Raw genomic sequence first — 15,877 nt, 5'->3', positions numbered from 1 at the left:
AGGCAAACGGGAACATGACACTCCCGGCGTGTCTGGGAACTCCGTCTCTCCGGCTTAAGAATTCAGAATGTGATTTTGCAGATGTCACTTATTTCAGAAAATAATTCATCATTAAAAACCGTTATTTTAATCATTTTTGCTCTACACTTTTAAGAATTCATCATGGCAAAAGGAATACCATCACCTTGTTCTAAATCAAATTACATCAATTTATTTAACTAGTCCCCGGATGGCAATCGTCCCTAGAATAGCGACGTTTTATTTTAATCGTCATTCTTTGTGTCGATAAATAAAGGCCGGCACGATAGTTCGTGCTTGTTTATGTTTTTTATTGAGGTGGTTATGTTTAGAAAATTAGCAGCAGAATGCTTTGGTACATTCTGGCTGGTCTTCGGTGGTTGCGGTAGTGCTGTTTTGGCTGCAGCATTCCCGGAGCTGGGAATTGGTTTTGCCGGTGTCGCACTGGCCTTCGGTTTAACCGTATTAACCATGGCGTATGCCGTCGGTCATATTTCCGGCGGGCACTTTAACCCGGCGGTCACTTTAGGATTATGGGCCGGTGGTCGTTTCCCGGCTAAAGACGTTATTGGTTATATTATCGCCCAGGTTGTCGGCGGTATTATTGCCGCCGCTATTCTGTACATTGTCGCAAGCGGTAAAGCTGGCTTTGACGCTGCCGCCAGCGGATTCGCGTCTAACGGTTATGGCGAACATTCTCCAGGCGGTTTCTCTATGCTTTCCGCCATTGTTATTGAGATTGTCCTGACCTGCGGTTTCCTGCTGGTTATTCACGGCGCGACCGATAAAAATGCACCGGCTGGATTTGCACCTATCGCTATTGGTCTGGCGCTGACCTTAATTCACCTGATCAGCATTCCAGTTACCAATACCTCTGTTAACCCGGCGCGTAGCACCGCGGTGGCTATTTTCCAGGGTGGTTGGGCATTGCAGCAGCTGTGGTTATTCTGGGTCATGCCGATTATTGGCGGCATCCTCGGCGGCGTGCTCTATCGCACCCTGCTGGAAAAGCGCAATTAATCTCCCCCTCCAGGCCCGGCATTGTCGGGCCTTTCTTTCTTTCGACTACTTTACTCAGTCCGGGGATTTGGGTAGTGTCAGTGACGCTATTTTCATTCTGCAAGGACCATGTCGTTCATGTTTTCGGGATTACTCATCATTCTACTGCCGTTGGTCGTAGGCTACCTTATTCCTCTCCGTCAGCCGTCAGCCCTTAAACTTATCACACGACTTCTGAGCTGGATTGTCTACGTTATTCTCTTTTTCATGGGGATTAGCCTCGCCTTTCTCGATAATCTGGCCAGCAACCTGCTGGCGATCCTGCATTATGCGGCGGTCAGCGTGGTCATTATCATGCTGTGCAATATTGCAGCCCTGATGTGGCTGGAGCAGAAAATGCCGTGGCAAAATAATCATCGCCAGGAAAAATTACCCTCGCGCATCGCCATGGCGCTGGAGTCCCTTCAACTGTGCGGCGTAGTGCTGGTTGGTTTCCTCATTGGTCTGAGCGGCTTGTCTTTTTTACAACATGCCACCGAAGCCAGCGAATATACGCTGATCTTCCTTTTATTCCTCATCGGTATTCAGCTACGAAATAATGGAATGACGCTGCGGCAAATTGTGCTTAATCGTCGCGGCATGATTGTCGCGGTAGTGGTGATGGTCAGCTCATTATTGGGTGGCGTCATCAACGCCTTTATTCTCGACCTGCCGCTGAAAACTGGTCTGGCAATGGCTTCCGGTTTCGGCTGGTATTCTCTCTCCGGGATCCTGTTGACCGAATCCTACGGGCCGGTTATTGGCAGTGCCGCATTCTTTAACGATCTCGCCCGAGAACTGCTGGCCATTATGCTTATTCCCGGCCTCGTTCGCCGTAGTCGTTCAACAGCGTTAGGTCTGTGTGGCGCGACGTCAATGGACTTTACATTGCCGGTGTTACAGCGTTCAGGTGGCGTGGAAATCGTCCCGGCAGCGATTGTTCACGGCTTTATCCTCAGCCTGCTGGTGCCTATTTTGATGGCATTGTTCTCCGCTTAATACCCCTCTGGCGGTAGGTCTCTACCGCCAATTTTGCGCTAAATCAATATCCCTGTAAGTTGTATCAGAAATACCTTTTCTCTACGTTCGCTCGAGCATAACCTTAAACATGTATATTAAATATAACTTTAAAAGGTGTGACCATGTTTTGTGTGCAATGTGAACAAACCATCCGTACCCCGGCAGGGAACGGCTGCTCTTACGCGCAGGGTATGTGCGGGAAAACAGCCGAAACGTCCGATCTGCAGGATCTGCTGATTGCTTCTCTGCAAGGCCTGTCTGCATGGGCGGTTAAAGCTCGTGAATACGGTATCATCGACCATGAAATTGATAACTTTGCGCCGCGTGCCTTCTTCTCCACGCTGACTAACGTTAACTTCGACTCCCCGCGTATCGTTGGCTACGCTCGTGAAGCTATTGCCATGCGCGACGCGCTTAAAGCCCAGTGTCTGAACATTGATGCCAACGCCGTGGCCACCAATCCGATGGCCGATCTGCAACTGGTCAGCGACGATCTGGGCGACCTGCAGCGTCAGGCGGCAGAATTTACCCCAAATAAAGACAAAGCGGCGATTGGCGAGAACATTCTCGGCCTGCGCCTGCTATGCCTGTACGGTCTGAAAGGCGCGGCAGCTTACATGGAGCACGCGCACGTTCTCGGACAGTACGACAACGATATCTACGCCCAGTACCATAAGATCATGGCGTGGCTGGGCACCTGGCCTTCCGATATGAACGCTCTGCTGGAGTGCTCAATGGAAATCGGCCAGATGAACTTCAAAGTGATGAGCATTCTGGACGCCGGTGAAACCACCAAATACGGCCACCCGACACCAACTCAGGTCAACGTCAAAGCGACCGAAGGCAAATGTATCCTGATTTCTGGCCACGACCTGAAAGACTTGTACAACCTGTTGGTACAAACCGAAGGCACCGGCGTTAACGTCTACACCCACGGTGAAATGCTGCCAGCGCACGGTTACCCGGAACTGCGTAAATTCAAACATCTGATCGGTAACTACGGCAGCGGCTGGCAGAACCAGCAGGTGGAATTCGCCCGCTTCCCGGGCCCTATCGTGATGACCTCTAACTGCATCATCGACCCAACCGTTGGCGCGTATGATGACCGTATCTGGACTCGCAGCATCGTTGGCTGGCCGGACGTGAGTCACCTGGAAGGCGATGACTTCGCGCCGGTTATCACCCAGGCGCAGCAGATGGCGGGCTTCCCGTACAGCGAAATTCCGCACCTGATTACCGTCGGTTTCGGCCGTCAAACTCTGCTGGGCGCTGCTGATACGCTGATTGACCTGGTGAGCCGCGAAAAACTCCGTCATATCTTCCTCGTCGGCGGTTGCGATGGTGCACGCGGTGAACGTAATTACTTCACCGACTTCGCCACCAGCGTACCTGACGACTGCCTGATCCTGACCCTGGCCTGCGGTAAATACCGTTTCAACAAACTGGATTTCGGCGACATCGAAGGCCTGCCGCGTCTGGTGGATGCCGGTCAGTGTAACGATGCTTACTCGGCCATTATCCTGGCGGTCACCCTGGCGGAAAAACTGGGCTGCGGCGTGAATGACCTGCCGCTGTCTCTGGTGCTCTCCTGGTTCGAACAGAAAGCAATCGTGATTCTGCTGACCCTGCTGTCCCTGGGCGTAAAAAACATCGTCACCGGCCCGACTGCGCCTGGCTTCTTCACCCCGGACCTGCTGGGAGTTCTCAACGAGAAATTTGGTCTGCGTTCCGTGACCACCGTTGAAGAAGACATGAAGCAGTTGCTGAGCGCATAAGGAGTATTAGCATGACTTTGCCAACCAATCAGTGCCCATGGCGGATGCAGGTCCATCACGTTCACCAGGAGACGCCGGACGTCTGGACAATTTCGTTACTGTGCCACGATTACTACCCGTATCGTGCCGGACAGTATGCACTGGTCAGCGTACGTAACTCGGCAGAAACGCTGCGCGCTTACACTATTTCCTCTACGCCGGGCGTCAGCGAGTACATTACGCTGACCGTTCGTCGGATTGACGAGGGTGCCGGTTCGCAGTGGCTAACCCGAGACGTGAAGCGCGGCGACTATATCTGGCTATCTGATGCGATGGGTGAGTTCACCTGTGAGGATAAAGCAGAAGACAGGTTCCTCATGCTGGCTGCCGGCTGCGGCGTGACGCCGATTATGTCAATGCGCCGCTGGTTGGCGAAGTACCGCCCGCAGGCCGATGTGCAGGTGATCTTCAACGTACGTTCGCCGCAGGATGTGATTTTTGCCGACGAATGGCGTCAGTATCCGGTCACTCTGGTGGCAGAAAACAACGCAACCCACGGCTTTGTTTCCGGTCGACTAACCACCGACCTTCTGCAAAGCGTGCCGGATCTAACCTCGCGTACCGTAATGACCTGCGGTCCGGCACCGTATATGGACCTGGTCGAAAAAGAAGTGAAAGCGCTTGGCGTGACGCGCTTCTTTAAAGAGCAGTTCTTTACACCAGTAGCCGAAGCCGTCACCAGCGGCCTGAAGTTCACCAAGCTGCAGCCAGCGAAAGAGTTCTACGCGCCGGTTGGCACCACGCTGCTGGATGCGCTGGAGAGTAATAAGGTTCCGGTGACCGTTGCCTGTCGCGCGGGCGTTTGCGGCTGCTGCAAAACGAAAGTGGTTTCCGGCGAGTATACGGTCAGCAGCACCATGACGCTGACCGATGCGGAAGTTGCCGATGGTTACGTGCTGGCCTGCTCCTGCCATCCACAGGGGGACTTAGTCCTGGCTTAACCCTAAATTGCCGGATGACGTTGCGTCATCCGGCAAATTTTTACCGCCAGACCGAATTTCCAGCCACGGCATAACGCCCAGCGCCCAGGAAGGCAATTGCCAGCGCGCCGATAAAGAAATAGACCAGACTCTCAATGGCCCAGGCCCCTACCGCGTCCAGCGCGAAGGTTTTGCCCGTCCCGACCATCAGCCAGGCGACGACCATTGTAAATGCCAGCACCAGCGCCGCCGGACGCGTCAGAATTCCCAGAATTAACAAACAAGGTGCAACAACCTCGCCCACTAATACGCCATAAGCGATAAAACCCGGCAATCCTTTTGCCACCAGCATATTGCTGATTCCCCCTACACCATCAAATAGTTTATGCAACCCGTGAAACAGCATCAGTCCGCCGACGGCAAGTCGTAACAAGAGTTTGCCAAAGTCGTCATGGGATAGCATTTTATTAACTGAATTTAACAGCAATTTAACCATCTGAAATGATTCCTGTTTACCACTTAATGTGTAGACAGATTATGCGCAATTTTCCCTAAGTAAAAGCAACTGAAAATGAGGGGGAACGACAGGCGTAATGGCTATTTTCATCTAAGCTTGTAAGCGTTATCACTAAAGGAGATGGAAAACCATGAAACAGACCGTGGCGGCATACATTGCTAAAACTCTTGAACAGGCTGGCGTAAAGCGTATTTGGGGCGTTACCGGAGATTCTCTCAATGGTTTAAGCGACAGCCTGAACCGAATGGGAACCATTGACTGGATGCCCACGCGCCATGAAGAAGTCGCCGCCTTCGCCGCCGGAGCGGAAGCGCAGCTGACCGGCGAGCTGGCGGTGTGCGCCGGTTCCTGTGGACCGGGCAACCTGCACCTGATTAACGGTCTTTTCGACTGCCATCGCAACCACGTTCCGGTGTTGGCTATCGCCGCCCATATTCCATCCAGCGAAATCGGCAGCGGCTATTTCCAGGAAACCCATCCACAGGAGTTATTCCGCGAATGCAGCCACTACTGCGAGCTGGTCTCCTCCCCGGAGCAAATCCCGCAGGTGCTGGCCATCGCCATGCGCAAAGCGGTGATTAACCGCGGCGTATCGGTCGTAGTGCTGCCTGGCGACGTGGCGCTAAAAGCCGCTCCAGAGAGCGCCAGTAGCCACTGGTATCACGCGCCGCTGCCTGAAGTGATCCCGCAGGAAGAAGAACTTAAAAAGCTGGCCCAGTTGCTGCGCTACTCAAGCAATATCGCCCTGATGTGCGGCAGCGGCTGCGCCGGCGCGCATAAAGAGCTGGTAGAGTTCGCCGCGAAGCTAAAAGCCCCCATCGTCCACGCCCTGCGCGGGAAAGAGCATGTGGAATACGACAACCCCTACGATGTCGGCATGACCGGGCTGATCGGCTTCTCCTCCGGTTTCCACACCATGATGAACGCCGATACTCTGGTGCTGCTCGGCACCCAGTTCCCCTACCGCGCCTTCTATCCGACGGACGCCAAAATCATTCAGATCGACATTAATCCGGGTAGCATTGGCGCGCATAGCAAAGTCGATATGGCGCTGGTTGGCGATATTAAATCCACTCTCAGAGCGCTACTACCGCATCTGGAAGAGAAAACCGACCGCAAGTTCCTCGATAAGGCGCTGGAACACTATCGCGATGCACGTAAAGGGCTTGATGATCTGGCGAAACCCAGCGAGAAAATCATCCACCCACAGTATCTGGCGCAGCAGATTAGTCACTTTGCCGACGACGACGCCATCTTTACCTGCGACGTCGGTACGCCGACCGTTTGGGCCGCACGTTATCTGAAGATGAACGGTAAACGCCGCCTGTTGGGTTCGTTCAACCATGGATCAATGGCTAACGCCATGCCGCAGGCCATCGGAGCGAAAGCCACGGCTCCGGAACGTCAGGTGGTCGCGATGTGCGGCGACGGCGGCTTTAGTATGCTGATGGGGGATTTTCTCTCGCTGGCGCAGATGAAGCTGCCGGTGAAAATTATCATCTTCAATAACAGCATTCTCGGCTTCGTGGCCATGGAGATGAAAGCCGGAGGCTATCTCACCGATGGTACCGAGCTGCACGACACCAACTTTGCCCGCATCGCCGAAGCCTGCGGTATCAAAGGCATTCGCGTAGAAAACGCGGCGGACGTTGACGAAGCGCTGCAAACCGCCTTCAGCACCGACGGCCCGGTGCTGGTGGATGTGGTCGTCGCCAAAGAAGAGCTGGCGATCCCGCCGCAAATCAAGCTGGAACAGGCCAAAGGTTTCAGCCTGTATATGCTTCGGGCGATTATCAGCGGACGCGGCGATGAAGTTATCGAACTGGCGAAAACCAACTGGCTAAGGTAAAAATATCCTTTTCAATTCATACACAAAATCCTTCGTGTTGCATCAAGGCGGCGAGCCCGAAAATTCCCGGGAGTATAGATAGCCAGGCGACCGGGGTTTGAGGGTGCAGCCAACGCAGAGGCAGCGCGAAGGATGAAGTGTATAAGGATATGACATGATAGATTTACGCAGTGATACCGTCACCCGTCCGGGCCGCGCCATGCTGGAAGCAATGATGGCCGCCCCGGTCGGGGATGACGTTTATGGTGATGACCCAACCGTTAACGAACTTCAGCGCTATGCCGCCGAACTGGCGGGCAAAGAGGCCGCGATCTTCCTGCCGACCGGTACTCAGGCCAACCTGGTCGCTCTGCTCAGCCACTGCCAGCGCGGCGAAGAGTATATCGTCGGCCAGGGCGCACATAACTATCTCTACGAAGCCGGTGGCGCAGCAGTACTTGGTAGTATCCAACCGCAGCCGATCGACGCAGCAGCAGATGGCTCCCTGCCACTGGATAAAGTCGCCGCGAAGATTAAGCCGGACGATATCCATTTCGCCCCCACTCGCCTGCTCACCCTTGAAAACACCCATAATGGCAAAGTGCTGCCGCGTGAATATCTTAAAGAAGCATGGGAATTCACCCGTGAACGCGGCCTGGGGCTGCACGTTGACGGTGCGCGTATTTTCAACGCCGTAGTGGATTACGGCTGCGAGCTGCGCGATATCACGCAGTACTGCGATTCATTCACTATCTGCCTGTCAAAAGGCCTCGGCGCGCCGATAGGTTCTCTGCTGGTGGGGAGCCAGGATTACATTCACCGCGCCATCCGCTGGCGAAAAATGGTCGGCGGCGGGATGCGCCAGGCGGGGATTCTGGCGGCGGCGGGTCTGTATGCCCTGCAGAATAACGTCGAGCGTTTAAAAGAAGATCACGACAACGCCGCATGGATGGCGGAGCAACTGCGCGCTATCGGCGCTGACGTTATGCGCCATGATACCAACATGCTGTTTATCCGCGTCGGCGAAGAACATGCCGCGCTGGGTGAATATTTGCGCGAGCACGGTGTGTTGATAAACGCCTCACCGGCCGTACGCCTGGTGACGCATATTGATGTTAATCGCCAGCAGCTCGCCGAGGTGGTGAGCCACTGGCAGGCGTTTCTGAATCGTTAAAGCGAATTATTAAGGTGAATCGTTAAGGAGTCCGGTGTGTCGCAACGAATTCTGGTGCTTGGCGCCAGCGGTTATATCGGTCAGCATTTGGTGAAAATGCTCAGCGAGCAAGGTTTTCCGGTGCTGGCGGCGGCACGCCATATCGACAGGCTCAAAAAACAGAACCTCCCCGGCGTCGAGTGTCATCAGCTCGATTTAAACCAACCAGACGCGCTCCCCGCTCTGCTGGCGCAGGCCGAAACTGTCTACTACCTGGTTCACGGAATGGGCGAAGGCGGCGACTTTATCCGTCATGAGCGTCAGGTTGCGCTGAACGTGCGCAACGCCCTACGCCAGGTCCCGGTCCGCGAAGTGATTTTCCTGAGTTCACTTCAGGTTGCGGAACAAGAGCAATCTGACCATCTGCGCGCCCGCCAGGTCACTGCCGACCTGCTGCGCGAATCAGGTGTCCCGGTCACGGAAGTTCGCGCCGGGATTATCGTCGGGGCGGGTTCCGCCGCCTTCGAAGTGATGCGCGATATGGTTTACAACCTGCCGGTACTGACGCCGCCGCGCTGGGTGCGCTCGCGCACAACTCCGATTGCGCTGGAAAATTTGCTCTACTATCTGGTGCAGTTGCTTAACCACCCCACTCACGAGCATCGCGTTTTTGAAGCCGCCGGGCCGGAGGTTTTAAGCTATCAACAGCAGTTCACCCGTTTTATGGCGGTTAGCGGCAAGCACCGTCTGCTGATCCCCATCCCCTTCCCGACCAGCTGGATTTCGGTGTGGTTTCTCAACGTCATTACTTCGGTGCCGCCCACCATCGCCAAAGCGCTGATCCAGGGTCTGAAACATGACCTGATCGCCGACGACCGCTCTCTGCGGGCACTCATTCCCCAACCGCTGATCGCTTTCGATGAAGCGGTGCGCCGCACACTCGAAGAAGAGGAGCAACTGGTGAACTCCAGCGACTGGGGTTACGATGCGCAGGCCTTTGCCCGCTGGCGGCCAGAGTATGGCTACTACCCGAAGCAGGCTGGCTGCACCGTAAACACCTCCGCCAGCCTCACCGCATTGTGGAAAGTGGTCAATCAAATTGGCGGCAAAGAGGGTTATTTCTTCGGCAACGTCCTGTGGAAGACCCGTGGAGCAATGGATTTGTTAGTGGGTCATCGGCTGGCAAAAGGCCGCCCGGAAAAAGAATATCTGCAGACCGGCGACGCGGTGGACAGCTGGAAGGTGATTATCGTCGAGCCTGAAAAGCAGCTCACGCTGTTATTTGGCATGAAAGCCCCCGGCCTTGGTCGCCTGAGTTTTACCCTGCACGATAAAGGCGATCATCGCGAGCTGGACGTTCGCGCCTGGTGGCATCCGCACGGTATGCCAGGCCTGTTCTATTGGCTGCTGATGATCCCGGCGCATCTGTTTATTTTTCGCGGCATGGCGCGCCGCATCGCCCGGCTGGCGGAGCAAATCACCATCAAATAGAGTATACGCGCAGAATTCTTTCATGATTCCCATTGCATCGCAGTCAGAATCACGGAAAATGCGCACGAAATTCTTTTTTGGAACAATAGAGCGATATGAAGGTACTGGTTACCGGTGCAACCAGCGGATTAGGCCGCAACGCGGTGGAATATCTGCGTAACAAGGGCATCAGCGTCAGAGCGACCGGACGTAACGAAGCGATGGGCAAGCTTCTGTGCAAAATGGGCGCCGAGTTCGTTCCCGCAGACTTAACCGAGCTGGTCTCCTCGCAGGCCAAAGTTATGCTCGCCGGTATCGATACCCTGTGGCACTGTTCCAGCTTTACCTCGCCGTGGGGCACCCAGCAGGCCTTCGATTTAGCCAACGTTCGCGCCACCCGTCGCCTCGGTGAATGGGCTGTCGCCTGGGGTGTGCGCAACTTCGTGCATATCTCTTCACCATCGCTCTATTTTGATTACCATCATCATCGCGATATTCAGGAAGATTTTCGCCCGCAGCGTTTCGCCAACGAGTTCGCCCGCAGCAAAGCGGCAAGCGAAGATGTGATTAACCTGCTGGCGCAGGCTAATCCGAATACCCGTTTTACGATTTTACGCCCGCAAAGCCTGTTTGGCCCGCATGACAAAGTGTTTATCCCGCGCCTGGCGCAGATGATGCAGCACTACGGCAGCGTTCTGTTACCGCGCGGCGGCAGTGCGCTGGTGGATATGACCTATTATGAAAACGCAGTGCACGCGATGTGGCTCGCCAGCCAGCCGCAGTGTGACCGTCTGCCTTCGGCTCGCGCTTACAACATCACTAACGGCGAACCGCAAACCCTGCACAGCATTGTGCAGAAGCTTATTAATGAGCTGGGGATTAAGTGCCGCATCCGTTCGGTCCCTTATCCAATGCTGGATATCATCGCCCGCAGCATGGAGCACTTTGGCAATAAGTCAGCTAAAGAGCCCGCATTCACCCACTACGGCGTCTCTAAGCTGAACTTTGATTTCACCCTCGACATCACTCGCGCCCAGCAGGAGCTAGGCTACCAGCCGGTGGTGGCGATGGATGGAGGCATCATCCGTACCGCTGCGTGGTTAAAAGACCACGGTAAACTACACCTCTAGCCCCTACCGTACTTTTCCAGCAGCGCTTCAGCAATCGCCAGCGTTTGGGCATCGGCAACGCCATCCCAACGCGCGGGGCGGAAGTGCATCTGGAAAGCCATAATCACTCGCTTCTGCTGCGCTGGGGTCATTTCCGGCGCCACCTGATAGCCATAACGCGACAGCACGTCCAGCAGCTCTGCCGTATCCGCCGGTTCGTATGATGGGCGGCCTTGTAGATAAAAAGTCACCCGCTGCGCATCCGGCCACGCGCCTATCCCCTGCTCCGCAAGCTTGTGCCACGGGAAAAGCGGCCCCGGATCGTCTTTGCGCTGCGGGGCAATGTCTGCATGGGCAACGACGTTCTGCGGCGCAATGTGGTAGCGGGCGATAATATCTTTTGCCAGCGGGATCAGGGCGTCAATCTGCGCCGGATTAAACGGCGTGAAGCTTTTTACCCCTGCCGTTTTTTGCCAGCCGCGATTCTCCAGCTCAATGCCAATCGAAGTATCGTTAATGCGCGTACTCCCGCGCCAGAAACTGATGCCCGCATGCCAGGCCAGATCTTCTTCCGGCACGAGCTGCCAGATCCGCGGCTTGCCGTTATGTCGCGGCGGTTTCTCTGGGATCAGGTAGTGAGAACTCACCTGATTATCCGTCAGCGTCGCCAGTGAAACGTCGAAATCATCGGCGGTGTAGTGGATCACCAGCACCTTGATGCGCGGATAAGCCGCCTGGGCCGGATGGCGCGTATCCAGCTGATAACCGTCGCGATCGATAATGCCTTTTTCCGTGGCGCAGCCCGCCAGCAGCAGCGTAAGCAGCACGCCTGCCCGGCAAATTCTCATCGCCGGGTCTTCACCGCGGTGCCGCTGACGCTCACCATCAGCATGCTGCTGTCTTTACCGACGGTTTCGTAATCAATATCAATACCGACTATCGCATCCGCGCCCAGCGCTTTCGCCTGCTCGCTCAGCTCTTCGAAAGCGATTTCCCGTGCCTTACGCAACTCTTTTTCATAGGCACCGGAACGACCGCCGACAATATCGCGAATGCTGGCGAAAAAATCGCGGAATACGTTAGCACCGAGAATTGCTTCCCCCGTGACGACGCCGCAGTATTCGATAATCGGCTGACCTTCCAGGGTCGGGGTGGTTGAGAATTGCATGGTGAGACTCCTTCTTTAGCGTTCAATGCGTTAGCTCTAAGGGTCAAGCACAATCCCTATCTGATACACTATGCTTGTAAAGATATTCTAACGTAGTGAGCTTATAAGGAAATCATCATGCGCTACAAAGTTCTTGCATTAGTCCTCCCCTGCGCGCTGGCGCTCAGCGCCTGTACTACCGTCACGCCTGCCTACAAAGATAACGGCACCCGCAGCGGCCCTTGCGTCGAAGGCGGTCCGGATGACGTGGCGCAAAAGTTTTATGACTACCAGGTACAGAATCGCAATAGCGATTTAACCGCGCTGCGTCCATATCTGAGTGACGATCTGGCAAAATTGCTGAACGACGCGCGTCAGGACCCGTCAAACAATACCCTGCTGCAGTCTAACCTGTTCTCCAGCAGCACAACGCCTGCCGACAGCGCCGATGTCGCCAGCGCCTCCACGATCCCTAATCGCGATGCGCGTAATATTCCGCTGCGCGTTGAGCTAAAACAGGGTACCCAGAGCTGGAAAGACGAAGTACTGATGATTCAGGAAGGGCAGTGCTGGGCCGTTGACGACGTGCGTTACCTCGGCAATAACTCCCACGCGCCAGCAGGTAGCCTGCGTCAGAGCCTCGAAAAACGCTAATTCAGGTGTTTTAACAGATCCAGCCAAATCAATAACCCCGGTAAAATGTCGGTATTCTTTCCAGTAATACCGACATTTACTCCCCTCGCCTTCACGAAGCCATATTTTGTGCTACCTTTAAATGTAAACGTGGTTTACATTTAACTTTTAACGCATAAATATTGCATAACTATTCTGCCAAAGGTACTATTTGCGGCCTCAATTGCTATTTGTATCAGACTGCCCAGATGAGCATTAAATTAAACGGCATTAATTGCTTCTACGGCGCGCACCAGGCGCTGTTTGACATCACGCTGGATTGCCCGCAGGGGGAAACGCTGGTGCTGCTCGGCCCAAGCGGTGCCGGTAAAAGCTCGCTGCTGCGCGTACTCAACCTGCTGGAGATGCCGCGTTCCGGTACCCTGCACATTGCCGGGAATCATTTCGACTTTACCAAAGCGCCTTCTGACAAAGCCATTCGAGAGCTGCGCCAGAACGTCGGTATGGTTTTCCAACAGTACAATCTGTGGCCACATCTGACCGTGCAGCAAAACCTGATTGAAGCCCCCTGCCGCGTACTCGGCTTAAGCAAGGCTCAGGCTTTGGCCCGCGCCGAAAAGCTGCTCGAACGTCTGCGCCTGAAACCCTACAGCGATCGCTATCCACTGCATCTTTCCGGCGGTCAGCAGCAGCGTGTCGCCATTGCCCGCGCGCTGATGATGGAACCGCAGATTCTGCTGTTTGATGAACCGACGGCAGCGCTCGATCCAGAAATCACCGCTCAGATCGTCAGCATTATTCGCGAACTGGCTGAAACCGGCATCACGCAGGTTATCGTCACCCACGAGGTGGAAGTGGCGCGTAAAACCGCGAGTCGCGTGGTGTATATGGAAAATGGCTATATCGTCGAACAAGGGGATGCAGACTGCTTCACGCATCCGCAAACCGACGCGTTTAAAAACTATCTTTCACATTGATGTTTTCGGGGAAATGACGATGAAAAAAGTACTGATTGCCGCTCTTCTTGCGGGCATGAGCCTCTCCGCCACCGCAGCCCAGACCATTCGTTTCGCCACCGAGGCTTCCTATCCTCCGTTTGAAGCGATTGATGCTAATAACAAAATCGTCGGATTCGATGTCGATTTGGCCAATGCGCTGTGTAAAGAGATTGATGCCACCTGCACCTTTACCAACCAGGCTTTCGACAGCCTGATCCCCAGCCTCAAGTTCCGTCGTTTCGATGCGGTAATGGCCGGGATGGACATCACCCCTGAGCGTGAAAAACAGGTGCTGTTCACCACGCCATATTACGAGAACTCAGCGTTGTTCGTCGGTCAGCAGGGTAAATTCACCAGTATCGATCAGCTTAAAGGCAAAAAAGTCGGCGTCCAGAACGGCACGACTCACCAGAAATTTATCACCGATAAGCACCCGGAAATCACCACCGTTCCTTACGACAGCTATCAGAATGCGAAGCTGGATCTGCAAAACGGCCGTATTGACGCCGTCTTCGGCGATACCGCTGTCGTCACCGAATGGCTGAAGAGCAATCCGAAGCTGGGAGCAGTAGGCGACAAAGTCACCGACAAAGACTACTTCGGCACCGGTCTCGGCATTGCGCTGCGTCAGGGCAATACCGAGCTGCAGCAGAAATTCAACGCTGCGCTGGAAAAAGTGAAGAGCGATGGGACTTACCAGTCTATCTATAACAAATGGTTCCAGAAGTAACGCTGAATGAACGAATTTTTTCCATTAGCAAGCGCCGCCGGGATGACCGTCGGCCTTGCCGTTTGCGCGCTGATCATCGGCCTGGTGCTGGCGATGCTGTTTGCCGTCCTCGAGTCGGTGAAGCTGCGTCCGGTCGCCTGGCTCGCAACCGGCATTGTCACCCTTTTGCGCGGACTACCGGAAATTCTGGTGGTTCTGTTTATCTATTTTGGCTCATCACAACTGCTGCTCATTCTTTCTGACGGCTTTACGATCAATCTCGGCTTTGCGCAGATCCCTGTGCAGATGGAAATTGAAAACTTCGACGTCAGCCCGTTCCTCTGCGGGGCCATTGCCCTCTCTCTGCTCTACGCAGCCTATGCGTCGCAGACCCTGCGCGGGGCGCTAAAAGCAGTCCCTCAGGGACAGTGGGAATCCGGTCAGGCGCTGGGATTATCGAAAGCCGCCATTTTCTTTCGCCTGGTGATGCCGCAAATGTGGCGGCACGCGCTGCCGGGTCTCGGCAACCAGTGGCTGGTGCTGCTGAAGGATACCGCGCTGGTAAGCCTGATCAGCGTCAACGACCTGATGCTGCAAACCAAAAGTATCGCTACCCGTACCCAGGAGCCGTTCAACTGGTACATCATCGCGGCGGCAATCTATCTGGTCATCACCCTGTTAAGTCAGTACATCCTCAAACGTATTGACCAGCGTGCGACGCGCTTCGAAAGGAGTCCAGGCTGATGCTTGATTACTTACCCGAACTGCTCAAAGGGCTACATACCAGCCTGACGCTGACTGCGGCATCCATCGCGGTGGCGCTGATTTTGTCGCTGATTTTTACCATCGTCCTGACGCTCAAAACGCCGGTGTTGGTATGGATTGTTCGCGGCTACATCACGCTATTTACCGGCACGCCGCTGCTGGTGCAGATCTTCCTGATTTACTACGGCCCGGGCCAGTTCCCGTCGCTGCAGGAATACCCGGTACTCTGGCATCTCATTTCAGAGCCCTGGCTCTGCGCGCTGATCGCTCTTTCTCTCAACAGCGCCGCTTATACCACCCAGCTGTTTTATGGTGCTATTCGCGCTATTCCTGACGGTCAGTGGCAATCCTGCGGCGCGCTGGGGATGAGCAAGAAAGATACGCTGGCTATTTTGCTCCCGTATGCTTTCAAACGCGCCCTCTCCTCTTACTCCAACGAAGTGGTGCTGGTGTTCAAGAGTACTTCTCTGGCCTACACCATTACCTTGATGGAAGTGATGGGCCACAGCCAGCTGCTCTATGGCCGTACCTATGATGTGATGGTGTTCGGCGCCGCCGGGATTGTCTATCTCATCGTCAACGGTCTGCTGACGCTGCTGATGCGTCTGGTTGAGCATAAAGCGCTGGCTTTTGAGCGACGAAACTAGCGGCTAAAATGCATAATAAGTAAACGTGTGACGGATAAGGTTAATGACTTATCCGTCTTTTTTTATTCAAATTAAAATAATTATCCATATT

At 54.6% G+C, this 15,877-nt stretch carries 16 protein-coding genes; 13 read left to right on the top strand and 3 right to left on the bottom strand.

Going from position 1 to position 15,877, the window contains the following annotated elements; genetic code table 11:
• Positions 1 to 342 precede the first annotated feature (342 nt).
• From aqpZ to hcr, 4 genes are all read left to right on the top strand, one after another.
• Positions 343 to 1,038: an aquaporin Z gene (gene aqpZ / locus QVF11_RS19640; protein WP_110275400.1), complete on the top strand. Its 696-nt coding sequence runs from the start codon at positions 343 to 345 to the stop codon at positions 1,036 to 1,038.
• A 117-nt stretch (positions 1,039 to 1,155) separates the two neighbouring features.
• A complete protein-coding gene (locus QVF11_RS19635) occupies positions 1,156 to 2,055 on the top strand; it encodes a LysO family transporter (protein WP_112214666.1) in 900 nt (299 codons plus the stop codon).
• A 143-nt stretch (positions 2,056 to 2,198) separates the two neighbouring features.
• Positions 2,199 to 3,851, top strand: a complete 1,653-nt coding sequence (gene hcp / locus QVF11_RS19630; RefSeq protein ID WP_287858799.1) for a hydroxylamine reductase — start codon at positions 2,199 to 2,201, stop codon at positions 3,849 to 3,851.
• Positions 3,852 to 3,862: 11 nt separating this feature from the next.
• Positions 3,863 to 4,831, top strand: a complete 969-nt coding sequence (hcr, locus tag QVF11_RS19625) for an NADH oxidoreductase (RefSeq protein WP_112214668.1) — start codon at positions 3,863 to 3,865, stop codon at positions 4,829 to 4,831.
• A 40-nt stretch (positions 4,832 to 4,871) separates the two neighbouring features.
• Here the strand turns inward: hcr and QVF11_RS19620 are convergent, their stop codons facing one another.
• Positions 4,872 to 5,306: a DoxX family protein gene (locus QVF11_RS19620; protein ID WP_112214669.1), complete on the bottom strand. Its 435-nt coding sequence runs from the start codon at positions 5,304 to 5,306 to the stop codon at positions 4,872 to 4,874.
• 151 nt (positions 5,307 to 5,457) lie between these two features.
• Here QVF11_RS19620 and poxB point away from each other — a divergent pair, with 151 nt between their 5' ends.
• From poxB to QVF11_RS19600, 4 genes are all read left to right on the top strand, one after another.
• A complete protein-coding gene (gene poxB / locus QVF11_RS19615) occupies positions 5,458 to 7,176 on the top strand; it encodes a ubiquinone-dependent pyruvate dehydrogenase (RefSeq protein WP_112214670.1) in 1,719 nt (572 codons plus the stop codon).
• 154 nt (positions 7,177 to 7,330) lie between these two features.
• Complete coding sequence (gene ltaE, locus QVF11_RS19610) at positions 7,331 to 8,329, top strand: low-specificity L-threonine aldolase (RefSeq protein ID WP_287858797.1); 999 nt, start codon at positions 7,331 to 7,333, stop codon at positions 8,327 to 8,329.
• Between the two features lie 36 nt (positions 8,330 to 8,365).
• Positions 8,366 to 9,799 (top strand): DUF2867 domain-containing protein, encoded by a 1,434-nt coding sequence (locus tag QVF11_RS19605; protein ID WP_287858796.1) that lies wholly within the window; start codon positions 8,366 to 8,368, stop codon positions 9,797 to 9,799.
• A gap of 95 nt (positions 9,800 to 9,894) precedes the next feature.
• Positions 9,895 to 10,908: an NAD-dependent epimerase/dehydratase family protein gene (locus tag QVF11_RS19600; RefSeq protein WP_287858794.1), complete on the top strand. Its 1,014-nt coding sequence runs from the start codon at positions 9,895 to 9,897 to the stop codon at positions 10,906 to 10,908.
• Here the strand turns inward: QVF11_RS19600 and QVF11_RS19595 are convergent.
• Positions 10,905 to 11,735, bottom strand: a complete 831-nt coding sequence (locus tag QVF11_RS19595; RefSeq protein ID WP_287858793.1) for an N-acetylmuramoyl-L-alanine amidase — start codon at positions 11,733 to 11,735, stop codon at positions 10,905 to 10,907. The two genes, QVF11_RS19600 and QVF11_RS19595, sit on opposite strands and share 4 nt — an antisense overlap.
• Positions 11,732 to 12,055 carry a heavy metal-binding domain-containing protein gene (locus tag QVF11_RS19590; protein ID WP_287858792.1) on the bottom strand — a complete coding sequence of 108 codons (324 nt, stop codon included), beginning with the start codon at positions 12,053 to 12,055 and terminating at the stop codon, positions 11,732 to 11,734. The genes QVF11_RS19595 and QVF11_RS19590 overlap by 4 nt, the downstream gene beginning before the upstream one ends.
• Before the next feature lie 117 nt (positions 12,056 to 12,172).
• On the opposite strand from QVF11_RS19590, the gene QVF11_RS19585 reads away from it, so the two are divergent.
• The 5 genes from QVF11_RS19585 (at position 12,173) to artM (ending at position 15,786) form a co-directional block, all read left to right on the top strand.
• The gene (locus QVF11_RS19585; RefSeq protein ID WP_182237545.1) at positions 12,173 to 12,688 is read left to right on the top strand and encodes a lipoprotein; all 516 of its coding nucleotides are present in this window, start codon (positions 12,173 to 12,175) and stop codon (positions 12,686 to 12,688) included.
• A 227-nt stretch (positions 12,689 to 12,915) separates the two neighbouring features.
• Positions 12,916 to 13,644: an arginine ABC transporter ATP-binding protein ArtP gene (artP, locus tag QVF11_RS19580; protein ID WP_287858789.1), complete on the top strand. Its 729-nt coding sequence runs from the start codon at positions 12,916 to 12,918 to the stop codon at positions 13,642 to 13,644.
• Between the two features lie 19 nt (positions 13,645 to 13,663).
• Complete coding sequence (gene artI, locus QVF11_RS19575) at positions 13,664 to 14,395, top strand: arginine ABC transporter substrate-binding protein ArtI (protein ID WP_110275253.1); 732 nt, start codon at positions 13,664 to 13,666, stop codon at positions 14,393 to 14,395.
• Positions 14,396 to 14,401: 6 nt separating this feature from the next.
• Positions 14,402 to 15,118, top strand: a complete 717-nt coding sequence (artQ, locus tag QVF11_RS19570; RefSeq protein WP_110275255.1) for an arginine ABC transporter permease ArtQ — start codon at positions 14,402 to 14,404, stop codon at positions 15,116 to 15,118.
• The gene (gene artM / locus QVF11_RS19565) at positions 15,118 to 15,786 is read left to right on the top strand and encodes an arginine ABC transporter permease ArtM (protein ID WP_112214678.1); all 669 of its coding nucleotides are present in this window, start codon (positions 15,118 to 15,120) and stop codon (positions 15,784 to 15,786) included. Before artQ ends, artM begins: the two co-directional genes overlap by 1 nt.
• Positions 15,787 to 15,877: the final 91 nt, after the last annotated feature.

The organism is Klebsiella sp., assembly GCF_027492335.1.
Taxonomy (GTDB): Bacteria; Pseudomonadota; Gammaproteobacteria; order Enterobacterales; family Enterobacteriaceae; genus Klebsiella; species Klebsiella huaxiensis.
Note: the sequence above shows the minus strand (reverse complement) of the source record. Positions and strands in the feature narration are given on the sequence as shown.